The organism is Halosubterraneus shenae (assembly GCF_050510935.1).
GTDB lineage: Archaea > Halobacteriota > Halobacteria > Halobacteriales > Haloferacaceae > JBDGPU01.
Genome location: NZ_JBNLVO010000002.1, coordinates 610,429 through 624,695 on the forward strand (window position 1 = coordinate 610,429; position 14,267 = coordinate 624,695).

At 66.4% G+C, this 14,267-nt stretch carries 10 protein-coding genes; 3 read left to right on the plus strand and 7 right to left on the minus strand.

Annotation, left to right across the window (positions count from 1 at the left end; genetic code table 11):
• Nucleotides 1-3: 3 nt before the first annotated feature.
• The 5 genes from ACQE3M_RS06205 to ACQE3M_RS06225 form a co-directional block, all read right to left on the minus strand.
• Complete coding sequence (locus tag ACQE3M_RS06205) at nt 4-489, minus strand: ferritin family protein (RefSeq protein ID WP_430504598.1); 486 nt, start codon at nt 487-489, stop codon at nt 4-6.
• 1,036 nt (nt 490-1,525) lie between these two features.
• Complete coding sequence (gene sufD, locus ACQE3M_RS06210) at nt 1,526-2,734, minus strand: Fe-S cluster assembly protein SufD (RefSeq protein ID WP_430504599.1); 1,209 nt, start codon at nt 2,732-2,734, stop codon at nt 1,526-1,528.
• A gap of 1 nt (nt 2,735) precedes the next feature.
• Nucleotides 2,736-4,160 (minus strand): Fe-S cluster assembly protein SufB, encoded by a 1,425-nt coding sequence (sufB, locus tag ACQE3M_RS06215; protein WP_430504600.1) that lies wholly within the window; start codon nt 4,158-4,160, stop codon nt 2,736-2,738.
• A gap of 53 nt (nt 4,161-4,213) precedes the next feature.
• The gene (locus ACQE3M_RS06220; protein WP_430504601.1) at nt 4,214-5,137 is read right to left on the minus strand and encodes an ABC transporter ATP-binding protein; all 924 of its coding nucleotides are present in this window, start codon (nt 5,135-5,137) and stop codon (nt 4,214-4,216) included.
• 146 nt (nt 5,138-5,283) lie between these two features.
• Nucleotides 5,284-8,040 (minus strand): DNA-directed DNA polymerase, encoded by a 2,757-nt coding sequence (locus ACQE3M_RS06225; protein ID WP_430504603.1) that lies wholly within the window; start codon nt 8,038-8,040, stop codon nt 5,284-5,286.
• Between the two features lie 842 nt (nt 8,041-8,882).
• Here ACQE3M_RS06225 and ACQE3M_RS06230 point away from each other — a divergent pair.
• The 3 genes from ACQE3M_RS06230 to ACQE3M_RS06240 all read left to right on the plus strand — a co-directional run bounded on the left by ACQE3M_RS06230 (nt 8,883) and on the right by ACQE3M_RS06240 (nt 10,080).
• Entirely contained in the window at nt 8,883-9,053 is a 171-nt protein-coding gene (locus ACQE3M_RS06230; RefSeq protein WP_430504604.1) for a DUF7331 family protein, read from the plus strand.
• A gap of 89 nt (nt 9,054-9,142) precedes the next feature.
• Nucleotides 9,143-9,550 (plus strand): DUF7322 domain-containing protein, encoded by a 408-nt coding sequence (locus ACQE3M_RS06235; RefSeq protein ID WP_430504605.1) that lies wholly within the window; start codon nt 9,143-9,145, stop codon nt 9,548-9,550.
• Between the two features lie 89 nt (nt 9,551-9,639).
• Nucleotides 9,640-10,080 carry a DUF7346 family protein gene (locus ACQE3M_RS06240; protein ID WP_430504607.1) on the plus strand — a complete coding sequence of 147 codons (441 nt, stop codon included), beginning with the start codon at nt 9,640-9,642 and terminating at the stop codon, nt 10,078-10,080.
• A gap of 36 nt (nt 10,081-10,116) precedes the next feature.
• Here ACQE3M_RS06240 and rad50 read toward each other — a convergent pair whose 3' ends face one another.
• Together rad50 and mre11 are read right to left on the minus strand one after the other, a co-directional pair.
• Nucleotides 10,117-12,852 (minus strand): DNA double-strand break repair ATPase Rad50, encoded by a 2,736-nt coding sequence (gene rad50 / locus ACQE3M_RS06245; protein WP_430504609.1) that lies wholly within the window; start codon nt 12,850-12,852, stop codon nt 10,117-10,119.
• A complete protein-coding gene (gene mre11 / locus ACQE3M_RS06250) occupies nt 12,849-14,207 on the minus strand; it encodes a DNA double-strand break repair protein Mre11 (protein ID WP_430504611.1) in 1,359 nt (452 codons plus the stop codon). The genes rad50 and mre11 overlap by 4 nt, the downstream gene beginning before the upstream one ends.
• Nucleotides 14,208-14,267: the final 60 nt, after the last annotated feature.

The following is a 14,267-nucleotide window of genomic DNA, read 5'->3' on the forward strand; positions in this document are numbered from 1 at the left end:
TGGTCACATGTCCTCCATAATCTGTGCGACTTCCTCGACGCCATCCGCTTCCTCCGAGCGAATCTCCTTCAAGGTGTCGAGCAGCTCCGCGCGGTCGATGGAGAACTCGGCGTCCGAGTCCTCGACGGCCTCGATGAGGTCGTCGTAGAACTTGTACGCGGTCTCCTCGTTACAGAGCGCGTCGTAGAGGACGCCGTCGAAGTCCGTCGGCTGCGTCCGACCGTAGCGGGCCTCGACGAGCGTCTCGACCTCCTCGAACGGGACGCTCTCCACGCTCAGGTCCTCGATGAGCCCTTCGAGACGTTCGCGATGCTCGGCGGATTCCTCGGCGGCGTGGTCGAGCAGTTCCTCGATCTCGTCGTCGAGCTCGTCGTCGAGGCTCTGATAATGGTGATACGCGCGGGCCTCGACGACCTCCTCCAGCACGATCCCGATCTGGAGCAGGCGGGCGAGCTGGTCGTCGGACGTGATCCGATGACCGACGCTCATCGAACACCCCCGGTCGGCGATACCGATTGCATACACGTTGTTCGGCACGACGCCGACTTAAGCGGATCCCTCCGCGAAGGGTCGAACTCCTGGGTTTGTGGGATCTCGATCCTCCTGTTCCGCTGTGCTGTTTTTGTGGTCGGCGCTCGCGACACTCCTCAACACACCCGGACTGTCTCAGGCAGTTGCGCGCTCGCGCTTATAAATGAGGTCGCGTGTCGATGCCTGTAACACCACTCGGCATGCCCAGAAAGCCCCAGCGGCTGATCGGTCGCGCTTATAAACAAAGTCGGCCGTCGTCACCACAGACACCACTCAGCACACCTTGAAAGCCCCAGCCGCTGACCGGTCGCGCTGCTCGCTGCGCTCCTCACAGCTCGCTCCCTGCGGTCGCTCGCTGATTGCGGTGCTTCCGTCGCAGGACATCCCGCTCAGCGGCTGCCCCTTTCAGTCCCGCCCGGGAGTGGTGGCCGAGGCGTCGCGCGCGCCGGTTTTGACGTTGGCGACGTACGCCGGTTGTCCGGCGTGCGTTGCGGAGCGGTCGGCGCGCGCGAGCAACGCGTGCGAGGGAGGCCGGCGCCGAGGCGGTGCGGTTCCGGCGCCGGCCGAGGCTGGGGAGGGCTGAGGTATGCACGAGCAGCGCGGTTGCTGTGCGGTCGCGGTGCGGTCGCGGTGCGGTCGCGGCGCGGTTGCGGAGCTGTCCTGGCGGACTGAAAGGGCGCGGCCGGTCGCGCCGCAGGGGAGTCGCTGAGTCGACCCCTATCTGGACCGGGCGGTGCGGAGAGGTCCAGATATGTCGCTCAGCGACCGCGAGCGGCCGAGGGCTTTCCGGCTGTTGTGGGTGAGTGTAGCAGCGTCTGCACCTGGACTTCCTGTTTATAAACAAGAGCGGCCGAGGGCTTCCCCACCGTCGTACACCAGTGGATCAGCGTCTACACCAGTCCGCCTAGAGACATAGCTAACGACCGATTCCGACTCAACACGACAACTGAACGCAACGTCGAAAAGAAAAAACCCGCGAGCGGAGTGAACGCCGTTATTCGAGCCGTTCGCGGACGAGGTCCTCGAGGTCGTCGCGGAACTCGTCGACGGCGATCTCCTCGAGGACGGGCACGAAGAAGCCCTCGACGAGCATGTTGCGGGCGGTGGTCGGGTCGATGGAGCGGCTCTTCATGTAGAAGAGGTCCTCGGCGTCGACCTGCCCGACGGTGGCGGAGTGAGACGCCTCCGTGTCGTGGTTCTTGATGATCAGCTTCGGCGACGCGTCGGCCTCGGCCTCGTCCGACAGCATCAGCGTGTTCTCGCGCTGGTAGCTGGAGGTGTTCCAGGCGTCTTCGCCGACGTCCTGGACGCCCTCGTAGACGGAGCGGGCGACGTCGTCGAGGACGCCGCGCGTGACGAGGTCGGCCGTCGTGTGCTCGGCCTGGTGCCAGACGCGAGCGTTGAGGTCGAAGTGCTGGTCGTCGTGGCCGAAGAAGGCCCCGACGATCTGCGACTCCGAGCCCTCGCCGTTGAGCGTGGTCTCGACGTCCGAGCGCGTGAGCTTGGAGCCGAGGTTCCCCTCGATCCAGTTGATCGTGGAGTAGTCGCTGGTGTCGCCGCGCTTCAGCGTGTACGTGTAGGTGTCCTCGTCGAGATTCTGCAGCGAGCCGTACTGGACGTACGAGTTCTCGCCGGCCGCGATCTCGACCAGGTTGCTGAAGTAGCGGTCACCGTCAGCCTCCTCGCCTGACTCGATCCCTTCGAGGATCGTGACCGTCGAGGACTCCTCGGTGACGACGAGCGTCTGGCTGAACAGCGACTGCGAGTTCATCTCCGCGCGGATCGTCACGTCCTCCGCGTCGACGCCCTCGGGCACGTAGACGAACGTGCCCGTGGTGAACAGCGCGACGGAGAGGGCCGTGAAGTAGTTCTCCTGCGGGTCGAGCACGGAGCCGAAGTTGGCCTCGATGACGTCGCCGTACTCCTCGAACGCCTCGGTGAACGGGAGCACGACGGCGCCTTCGTCGCCCTCGCGCTCGGTGACGTCGGCCTGGTCGAGCGGGTCGACCAGCTCCTCGAAGTCGAGGGCTTCCAGATCCGTCCAGCGACGGCCGGGCGTCTTGATGACGTCCGGCAGGTCGAGGCCGTCGAGGGCCGCGAGCGCGTCGAGACGCGTCTCGAGGAGCCACTCGGGCTCGTCGCGGTCGTCGGCAATACGGCGGACCGTTTCCTCCGAGAGGGAGGGTGGTAGTTGCGTGCTCATATTATCCGAGCGAGCCCTCCATTTCGAGCTCGACGAGCCGGTTCAGCTCGACGGCGTACTCGATGGGCAGCTCCTCCGTGATCGGCTCGATGAAGCCGGAGACGATCATCTGCTTGGCGTCGTCGTCGTCGAGACCGCGCGACTGGAGGTAGAAGATGTCCTCGTCGCCGATCTTGCCGACCGTCGCCTCGTGAGCGACGTCGACCTTCGACTCGTTGATCTCCATGTACGGCATGGTGTCCGACGTCGACTCGTTGTCGAACATCAGCGCGTCGCACTCGACGGCGGTCGAGGAGTTCTCGGCGCCGTCGGCGATGTGGACGAGGCCACGGTAGTTCGTGCGGCCGCCGTCCTTCGCGATGGACTTCGACTCGATGGTGGACTTCGTCTCCGGCGCGTTGTGGTAGACCTTCGCGCCCGTGTCGATGTCCTGCCCCTCGCCCGCGAAGGCGATGGTGATGTGGTTGTCGGAGGCGCCGCGACCCTTGAGGATCGTCGACGGGTACAGCATGGTGGCCTTCGAGCCCATCGAGCCCGAGATCCACTCCATCCGACCGTTCTCCTCGACGATGGCGCGCTTCGTGTTGAGGTTGTACGTGTTCTTCGACCAGTTCTGCACGGTCGAGTACTGAACGTGGGCATCCTCGTCGACGAAGACCTCGACGCCACCGGAGTGGAGGTTAAACGCGGAGTACTTGGGCGCACTGCAGCCCTCGATGTAGTGCATCTCCGCGCCCTCCTCGGCGATGATGAGTGTGTGTTCGAACTGGCCCATCCCTTCCGAGTTCATCCGGAAGTAGGCCTGAACCGGCATCTCGACCGTGACGTCCTCGGGGACGTACACGAACGAGCCGCCGGACCAGATGGCGCCGTGGAGCGCCGCGAACTTGTTGTCGCTCGGGGGAACGCACTTCGTCATGAAGTGCTCGCGGACGAGCTCCTCGTGCTCCTGGACGGCCTTGTCCATGTCGCAGAAGATGACGCCCTTCTCCTCCCACTGCTCCTGCATGTTCTGGTAGACGACCTCCGACTCGTACTGGGCGCCAACGCCCGACAGCGCCTTCTTCTCGGCTTCCGGGATGCCGAGCTTGTCGAAGGTGTCCTGGATCTCCTCGGGGAGGTCGTCCCACTCGTCGGCGCCGCCGCGGGCCTCGACGTCCGGGCGGATGTACGGGACGATCTCGTCGATGTCGACCTCGCTCAGGTCCGGCTGCCCGGGCCAGTCGGTCGGCATCGGCATGTTCTGGAACTGTTCGAGTGCGCGCAGGCGCCGCTCGAGCATCCACTCCGGCTCGTCCTTGTCCTCGGAGATGAGGCGGATCGTCTCCTCGTCGAGCCCCTTCTCCGACTCGAAGGCCGACTTCTGCTCCTTCTTGAACTCGAAGCGGGCCTCAGTGTCTGTGTCTTGCAGGTCTTCTGAACTCATTGTGTAGTGTTTACGTCGCTTGGGTTATAGTGCTGGTGCGTAATCACGAGACGTTACGCGGCCTCGTAGACTTCCTCGCGGACCCAGTCGTACCCCTTCTCTTCGAGCTCGTGGGCGAGCTCCGCGTCGCCGCTCTTGGCGATCTCGCCGTCGAGCATGACGTGGACGTGGTCCGGCTCGACGTAGTCGAGGATGCGCTGGTAGTGGGTGATCTGGAGGATCCCGGTGCCCTGCTCGTCGCGGAGGGCGTTGATCCCCTCGGAGACGTCCTGCAGGCGGTCGATGTCCAGCCCCGAGTCGATCTCGTCGAGCACGGCGACGGCCGGCTCGAGCATGGCAGCCTGGAGCACCTCGTTCTGCTTCTTCTCGCCGCCGGAGAAGCCGGCGTTGAGGTAGCGCTGCATGAAGCGCTCGTCCATGTCGAGCAGCTCCATCTTCTCCTTGAGGATCTCCTGGAACTCCGCGACGCCGATCTCGCCCTCGTCGGTCGGGCCCTCCATCGGGGAGCTCTCGTAGCCGGACTCGTCTTCCTCCTCGGCCTCGGCCTCCTCCTCGTCTTCGTCCTCGAAGAGCTCCTCGCGCTCGTCGCGCTTGGCGTTGAGCGCCTGGCGGAGGAAGTTCGTCATCGTGACGCCCTCGATCTCCGCGGGATACTGGAAGCCGAGGAACACGCCGAGGGCGGCGCGCTCGTTCGGCTCCAGGTCGAGCAGGTCCCAGTGATAGTCCTCGTCGTCGAGGTCGACGTCGACGTCGTCGACGTCCTCCTCGTCGAGGTGAAGGTTGATCTCACCTTCCGTGACCTCGTAGGCGGGGTGGCCGGCGATGACCTTCGCCGTCGTCGACTTCCCCGACCCGTTCGGTCCCATCAGTGCGTGGATCTCCCCGGAATCGACCTCGAGGTCGACGCCGCGGAGGATCGTCTCGCCATCCTCTTCAGCCACCTGGGCGTGGAGGTTTGAAATTTCGAGAGTTGCCATGTGTAGATTCGTGCCTCGTGTCTGTAGGGTGGTGACTGGTGGGGTTAATGGTTACGCATTTCCACCTGAGAGTGCGGGCAATCGGAAGTAGAGAGCCACCGATCAAAAAAATTCTTTTCGTTCCCAAAAACACACCGGCGATTTCGTTAGACGAAGCTGCCGAGTCCGGCCTGCTCCTGGCCCGTTTTGACCTCGTCCCAGGACATGTCGAGCGCCTCGATGACCCGCGATATCGGCCCTTTCAGCGTCTTATCGAGCATTTTCTCCCAGTCGACCTCGAACTCGTCGGGCACCTGGTCGGCGTACTCGAAGCAGATAACGTCCGGATCCCGTTTGAACTCGCCGTACAGCGGGTCGCTCTGGGGATCGAGGCCGTGTTCGGACTCCATCCGCTGCCAGAAGTCGGGGTGGACCTTCTCGATGTACAGCCGCTTCGGCTTCGAGCCGCGGCCGAAGTTCGTCCCGAGCATGAGGTTGGCGTACTTCGCCCCGCGGACCTGCGCGGTGTCCGTCTCGTAGGCGTCGAGGCGCTTCCCGATGCCGCCGGGGATGCCGACGTCGTCGAGGCTCGCCTCGCCGGCGAGCACGTCGTCGATGACGTCGCTGAGGTACGACTTCACTTCGGCCATGTCGTCGTCGATGTCCTCGCCTTTGACGATCGTCTCGATAACGTCCTTCTGGACCGTTTTCGTGATCGGGGCGATGTCCGAACGCTTGTACTCGAAGCCCGTGATGTCGACGTCGTCGACGTGGTTCCCTTCCTTCCAGACGATGTTGCCGGCGTAGCGCTTCTTCTTGCCGGCCTGGAAGAAGCGCCGGTAGAGCTTCTCGAACTCGATCTGGAAGCGGTGGTCGTCGGCGTTCAGCTCGTCGGCGGCGAAGTCGTCGTAACGCCCGTTGATGTGATCCTCGATGTCGAAGGACTGCTCGATGGCGGCCTCCTTGGAGACGTCGTCGCCGAGTTCGAGCATGACTGAATCCGTGTCGCCATACGTCACCTCCTTGTCAAGTTCGGCGGCCGCGGTCTCGGTGAAGTCGATGACTTCGCGGCCAGTCGCGGTGACGGCCGCGGCGCCCTCCTTGTCGTACAGGCGGAAACGGTCCCAGCCCGTTACGCCGTACAGCGAGTTCATGATGACCTTGACGGCCGCCTGCTGGCGGTCGTACTGCTCGTACGCCTCGCTGTCGGGCTCGTGTTCGTTCCGGAGCGCCTTCTTGTCCTCGCGCTCGGAGAGCAGCTCGTCGACCATTTCGCGCATGATGCCGTCCGGCTCCTTCCGGAAGTGGGTCCCGTTGGGCGCGACGTACGTCTCGTCGTCGTACTCGGCGGGGTCGACCTTCGTCTCCGGGCCGGCGTTGATCGTCACCATGCACATCGGATAGAGTGACTTCAGGTCCAGCACCGTCACCATCTCCTTCACGCCCGTGATCGGCTCGAAGACGGCGCCGCCCTCGAAGTCCTCGGACTCCTGTTGCCCCTTCGTCGGCAGCGCGAACTTGCCGTACGCCTTGTGGAGGACGTACATGTCGACCGTGTCGCCCGGCGTCGGCGCGTCCTCGATCTTGCAGCCGACGAACTTCCGCACCTCGTCCCAGAACTCGATCACCTTCTGCTTGCGATCGATCTCGACGCACAGCTCCACGTCGCGGATGCTGTACTCCAGCAGACGCTCGGGGTCCTGCTCCCAGAGGTCGCCGATGTCGCCCGCGTAGCGCTCCTTGCCGGCGTCGAGCTCGCGCTCGCCGACGGCGTCGAGGCGGTACGACTCCAGCTCCGTGAACATCGTGCGCTTGTACGCGTACAGCAGGTCGAAGACGACCCGCCCTTTCACGTCCGGGCCGCCCCAGCTGGAGCGCCAGACCTCGTCGATGCGGGAGAGGCGGTCGACCGAGAGGTCGTAGTCGGTGTCGTCGTCCAGCGCCTCCAGCCGGTCGAGCATGTACGGCGCGTCGAAGTCCTCGAAGTTCCACCCGGTCAGCAGGTCGGGGTCGGTCTCCTCGATATACGCGAGGAACGCGTCGAGCATCGCCTCCTCCGCCGCGAACGTCTCGACGCGGAAGTCCACGTCGTCGACGATGCCGTCGTAGCCCGGCAGGGTCTCCGGCGAGTCGACCTCGGCGTCCGGTGCCTCGTAGAGCCAGATGACGTACTCGTCGTCGTAGGAGTCGTGGCTGGTGAGACAGATGATCGGCTCCTCGCCGTCCTCGGGGAAGCCGCGACGGTCGTCGACCTCGATGTCGAAGGTGTTGACGCGCATCTCGGCGTCGACGTCGGCGGGTTCGAGGTGCCCCTCGTGGACCTGAATGCGGCCGTCGTCGAGCCGGCGCTCCTGTACCCGAATGCCGCCCTCGATGCCGTTGTCGATGAGCAGCCGGTTCGGGAACAGGATGTCGGCCTCGTACGTCTCCGCGAAGTCGTCGCGGATGTTCCCGACGTCGCGCGGCGTCCGGGTGACGATCCGCGTCAGCGGTTCGCCCCGAATACTCTCGTACGGCTCGCCGTCCGGGTCCTCCTCCCGCGTCCCGATGACGACGTCGTAGGCCTCGACCGGGTCCTCCTCGAGGTCCGCGGTCGGGACGTAGAAGTACGGTTCGACGCCGAGCACGCGGACGTGTTCGACCTCGTCGTCCTCGCCCTCGGGCGTCGGCCGCCGGCCGAACACGTGGACGACCGGGTACTCGTCGCTGCCGTACCCCTCGACCTCGTAGTCGACCTGCGTCACCATCAGCTCGACCGTCCCCGTCGACTCGGGGAACTTCGCCTCGTCGACGTCGACGACGTCGCTCGCGTGGTTGCCGTTGCCCGCGACGACGCGCGCTTCCTCGACGACGTCGTCGGGCCGCGCGGACGCGTCCTCGTCCGCTTCGTCGGGAGCGAACTCCCCCAGCCCCGTCTGATTCATAACCGGTCTTGTGCGTATCCCGGTAAAAAGGTCGGCTTTTCGGGTATGTGCGGGCGGGTGTTCGTTGTGGTGTTTGGGTGGGTTCGCGAGGGGTCTTTGTTCGGAGGGTTGTTTATAAGTAGTGTCGTGTGACGGGTCTGGCTGGCGGATCCGTTCTTGACCCCGACAGCAACGAAGACTGCTTGAAAGTCCTTGGCCGCTCTTTATAAGCAGACTTAGACAGATGACATGGGCTTGCTCTCGATAGCACCGCAACCCCCACCGCAAGCCCCGGCCCTCCCCAGCCTCGGCCGGGGCGCGCTGGCTCCGCAACGCACCGCGCGGCGCGCCACCGGCCTCCCTCGCACGCGTTACTCGCGCGCGCCGAACGCTCAGCACCGCATGCCGGACAGCCAGCATGCGTCGTCCGCGACCCAGCCGCCGCGAGCGACGCTCCGGCCACCACTCGGTGGGTGGGACTGAAAGGGGCAGCCGCTGAGCGGGACGCCCTGCGACGCTAGCACCGCAATCCCGGCGAGCGAACGCAGTGAACGAGCCGGGTGAGGAGCGCAGCGAGTAGCGCGACCGCTCAGCGGCTGGGGCTTTCTGGGGGTGCTGAGTGGTGTCGGCAGCAACGCAACCGGATTTTGTTTATAAATGTAAGCGCTAAAACGGCTGGAGCTTTCCGGGTGTGTCGGGTGACGTCTCCGGCAACGAAGATCGAACTAACCACACGGAAAGCGACAGCCTCGACGACCGGCCTTTCGAGGCTGCGCACCGTCGTCAGTGTCCAGAATCAGCCGTCATCACGGGAAGGAGGGCTGGTGGAAAGACATATATCTTGGTACGACATACCAAGCGACGTGACCTCGAAACCCCGCGCCGACGACGAGGCGGACAGTGCGAGCGTCCGGTCGGAACCGATGGACGTGGAGGTGTACGAGGACGACGGGAACGTGGTGCTGTTCGACGCGGGTAACCCCCTCGCGTGGGTGGAGGCCACGATGGCGGTGCAGCTCCGGGACGTGGCCTGACTCGGAACCCCGCGTCGAACCGCCCACCCGATAGGCTGTGACACTCCTATTCCTGATCCCTTTTGAATGGACCGACCGTATGGACGAACGTGCTCCCGTTCGACGACGACGACGGCGACTTCGACTTTGAGGAACCCACTCAGGCCGAGCGGGACCTCGCACCGGATTCGCCCGAGGAGGACCTCGTGGAGACGTACGACGAACCCGACGAGGGCGACCTCGCGGGCGACATCGACGAGGTCGACGACGATACCCTCTCCGCGTTCGTCGCCAGCGTCGTCTTCACGAACGCCGGCGTCTTCGCGATCAGCCTCGGGCTCATGCTCTGGTACTTCCGCGGCAGGCAACAGGTCGGCGTCGGCCTCGTCGTCGTCGGGATCCTGGCCCTGATCCGCACGTACCAGTACTACTACGAGTGGAAGCGCTCCCGTGACGAGACGGAAGCGGACGAAGGCGACGCCGACGGTGGGGGAGACGACCTCGACCAGCGCGACTGACCGACGCGGACGACGCAACTGCCGTCGACGACGCGACCGGAGACGCCGGCCCGCAACGCTAATCCCGCCGCGACCCCCTCGTTCTACTGATGCGAACGGTCCGTGACGAGGACGGCAACCGCCTCCTCCTCGTCAAACAGTCCGACGAATCGAGTCGCGTGCGCGACCCGGAGACGGGCGCGGAGCGATACGTCGAGAACGACCAGCTCACCCAACTCGACGAGGAAGCGCCGCTCTCGACGGCGGCGCTCGGCGTTCCGGAGGCCGTCCGCGACGTCGTCAGCGCGGCCCACGACGAGCGAAGCCTGGGGCTGCTCGTCGAACTGGCCGACGACGGCCCGCTGTCGGTCGTGGAGCTGCTCGACGCCTACGAGCTGTGTGAGTCCGATCTCCACGGCCTGCTCGCGGAGTTCCGCGCGGCCGGACTGATCGCCGAGGCCGACGTGGCCGGCCGCCGGGGATACGAGGCGACGGACACGACGAAGCAGGCAGTCGAGCTGCTGCGGGACGAGACGGCCGACGACGCCTGAGCGACCTTTTAAGCGACCGCCCGAGCGGCCCGAGCGCTAGTCGTCCGATTCCGAGAGCACCGCGCTGGCGAGCTCGGCGTCCGACCGGCTGACGGTCGACCGGTTGGACCGCGGATCCTTCTCGACGGTGACGAGGTCGTCGGCGGCGCCGACGAGCTCGTCGTCGTGGCTCACGATGACGATCTGTCGGACGCCGAAGCTGCGCATCTCCGCGACGAGGTCCGCGAGCCGGGAGACGTGCCCGGAGTCGAGGAACACCGTCGGCTCGTCGAGGATGAGCGGCGGCGTCGGTGCGGCGCCCTCGATCCCCTCCGCAAGTAGCCGGTAGATGGCACAGCGGAGCGAGAGGTTGAACAGGGCGCGCTCGCCCCCGGAGAGCTGGTCCGGGTCGAGCGGCTGGCCGTCCTTCTGGTACACCGTGAGCTCGTAGTCGTCCCCGAGCTCGATGTGCGAGTACGCGTCGTTGCCGTAGACGAGCTCGAACGTCTCGTTGAGCATCCGCTCGAGCGTGTTGACGTTGCGCTGGCGAAGCTCGCCGCGCAGGTTCCCGTACATCGCCTCCAGGTCCTCGGTTTCCTCGTGCAGCGAGTCGAGGGCCGCGACGGTCTCGGCGAGCGCCTCGCGCTCCTCGCGGAGCTCCTCGAGCTCCTCGATCTCGCCTTTTACCCCGCCGATGCGGCTCTGGAGCGCGTCGCGACGGTCGGCGAGCGCCTCGAGCCTGGCGTCGACCTGGTCGATGTAGTCGGCGGCCTTCCGCTTGCTCTCGCGGGCCTCCTCGACGGCGTCCTCGTCGACGGCCTCGGCAAGTTCGTCACGCCGGTCCCGCTTCTCGGCAAGGCGTTCGCGGCGCTCGTCGTTCACCTCGGCGAGGCTCTCGCGTTTCTCCCGGAGTCGCTCGATCTCGTCGTCGAGCTCCGCGACCCGGTCCGCGCGCGTCTCGATGGCGTCGATCCGGTCGAGCGCGGCCTCGACGTCGTCGAGGTCGGCCTCGAGCGCCTCGACGCGCTCCGCGGCCTCATCGGCTTCCTCGCGCTTCTCGGCTGCGACCTCGGCCGTCTCCTCCGCCTGCTCGCGCAGGTCGCTGGCCTCCTCGCGCTTTCCCTCGGCCGCCTCGCGTTTGTCCGCCGCTGCCTCGCGTTTCTCCTCGATCCGCTCCTCGAGCATCTCGCGCGTGTTCTCGATCTCGGCGAGTCGCTGCTCCGCGTCGACGAGCGACTTCACCGTCTCGATCCGGTCGTCGAGGGTTGCGACCGCTTCCTTCGTCTCCTCGAGGTCCGCTTCGAGCTCAGCGACCCGCTCGCGGTCCTCCTCGAGACGGTTCGTGTGCGGCGAGTCCTCGACGGGCTGGCCGCATTCAGGGCATTTCCCCGCCTCGAGTAGCTCCTCCGCCTCCGCGACGCGCTCGCGAGCGTTTGAGAGGTCGGCCTCGATCTCGGCGGCCCGCTCGCGCTGCTCGCTCCGTCGCTCGCGGAGCTCCGCGAGTCTGGACTCCGCCTCGCCGCGCTCGACGGCGACCTCGACGTCGGCGGCGACTTCCGCGTCGTCCGTATCGACGTCTTCGTCCCCCGCGAACCGCTCCCGGAGCTCCGCGGCCTCCGTTTCGAGCTCCGCGAGCGATTCCTCGCGGTCGGTCGCCGTCGATTCGGCCGCCTCGGCTTCCTCGGCGAGGTCCTCGGCTTCCGCCTCGGCGTCGGCCGCACGCTCGGAGAGATCCTCGGCCTTCTCGTCGAGGTTGTCCGCCTGATTGCGCAGGGCTTTGGCGTTCGCGTTCGCTTCGTTGCGGGCCTCCTGCAGCTCGGCCTCGCGCTCGTCGAGCTCGTCGCGGCGCCGCTCGATGGCCTCCTCGGTCGCGGTCGCTATCTCGGCGTCCGCGAGGTGGTCGTCGATCTCGCCCTCGAGCTCCGACCGCCGCTCGCGCGCCTCGCGGAGGCGGTCCTGCAGCTCGTCGCGTTCGGTTTCCGCCTCGCGGACCGCGGCCTCGATCTCGTCGATGTCGCTTTCGACCGATTCGAGCTGTTCGCGCTTCTCCTCGTAGGCCTCGAGGATCTCCTCGGCGTCCGCCTTCGTCTCCTCGGCCTTCTCGCGCTGTTGCTCGTAGTTCTCGACCTCCTCGTCGAGTTCGACGAGGTCGCTCTGGAGCTCGTTGAGCGTCTCGTGGAGCTCCTTCGCCTCCTTGCGTTCGATGCGCTCCTCGAGGTCCTCGAGGACGGCCTGCTTCGAGTTGCGGACGTCCTCGACCCCGAGCCGCGCGTCGCCGGCGCGCTCGCGGTACTCTTCGAGCTTGCCGAGCTGGAGCAGGTCGTCGATGGTGTCCTGTCGCTGGCTCGGCGTGGCGTTGATGAGCTTGTTCACCTCGCCCTGCCGGACGTACGCGCAGTTGACGAACGCCTCGGCGTCCATCCGCAGGAGCTCCGTGACGAACGACTTGACCGCGCGGGCGCCGTCACGCGTGAGGTCGGCGTCGACCCCCTCGAGCGTGCAGTCGTGGTCGACGCGCCCGTCGTAATCCCGGAGCCGCCGCTCGATGCGGTACGTGGCGCCGTCGTGGGTGAAGGTTAGCTCGACCTCCGTCTCCTCCTCGCCGTTCGTGATGACGTCCTCCAGCGTGCCCTCGAGCGCCTCCGCACCGTAGAGCGCGAAGAAACAGGCCTCCAGCAGCGAGGACTTCCCGCTGCCGTTGAGCCCGTGGATGACGGTGACGCCGTCGGACAGCGAGAGGTCGGCGTCGCCGTAGGGCTTGAAGTTCTGCAGGGTGATGTGGTCGAACTTCATAGGTAGTCCTCCATCGAGACCTGCCCATCGTCAGTCGGCGCGCTCGGTTCGTCCGGTGCCGGTTCGTCCGGTTCCGGTTCGGGTTCCGGGGAGTCCGCAGTGTCTTCCTCGTCAGCGACGGATTCGCCTTCCTCGTCGTCCCCGCCGTCGGCCTCGTCGTCCTCGGATTCTTTTATGTCGTCGTCCACGTTGTCATCGCCGTCCTCCTCGACGTCAAGGTCGACGGCGCCCTCGAATGCGTCGAGGTCGCCCTCGTCGAGTCGCTCCTCGAGGGAGTTCTTCACCGCGTCGCGGACGTTGCTGTCGGCGACCTTGCTCGCGCGGACCGTCTCGTCGACGTCGAAGGCTGCCGGCGAGAGGCCCATCTCGTCGATGCGCTCGCGGACGGCGTCCTCCGGGTCCGCGAAGCTCACGTCGAGGTCCTCCTCCGTCTCGATCTCGCGGCGGTCCGTGACGCGCGCGATGAGGGCGCCGCGCTCCGTGGCGACGTCCTCGACCGTCGCGGGCGCGATGGGCTCGCCGTCGCCCGTGATCTCGACGATGGCGACGGCGTCCTCCAGGTCGTGCTGGCGGACCTGCTCGGTGACGCGGTCGACGCCTTCGCCCTCGCGCAGGTCGACGCTGATGAACTCGAACGGGCGCGTCTCGAGCGAGCGGCGCCGGATCTCGACGGGGTCGTCGCCCGGGGCGTCCGCGTCGAAGGTGACGAGGTTGTAGCCGCGGCCCTGCTCCTCGCTCGCGCTCGCGCGCTCGGTGGAGCCGGGGTAGGTGACCCAGGCCCCGGCCACCTCGGCGCGGTCCGGTTTGTGGTTGTCGCCGAGCAGCATCGCGTCGAAGTCGACGGTGCTCTCGGTCAGGACTTCCTCGGTGTCCCAGTTCGCGTGCGCGAAGGGTTCGAACAGGCCGTGCGCGACGAGCGCGGCGTGGTCGGCGTCGTGGTCGGCGAACTCGTACGCGAGGTCGTCGCGCTGGGAGACGGGCACGTGGTCGAGCCCGTAGAAGGCCGTGTCGCCGACGACGGTGGGGGTGTCGTCCAGCCGCGTCGCGAGGTCGAGGGACTCGAAGAGGTCGAGCCACTGGCCGCCGCGGGTCGACTCGTGGTTGCCGACGATCGCGAGGAAGGGGATCCCGGCGTCGTCGAGGTCGCGGAGGACGGAGAGGGTGCCCAGCAGGTCCTGGAGCTCGGGCCGGCGGTCGTGGAACAGGTCGCCGGCGTGGACGACGGCATCGACGTCGTCGTCGGCGGCGTCGGTGACGACCTGCTGGAAGGCGTCGAGGAAATCGGCCCGGCGCTCCGGCGAGTGGTACTGCTGGTACCCAACGTGGGTGTCGCCGGTGTGGATCACCCGTGTCATTGTACCGTGGATTGGCCGGTTCGCCTCTTATGGGTTCCGGGGCCGGGGCGGAACTGAAGC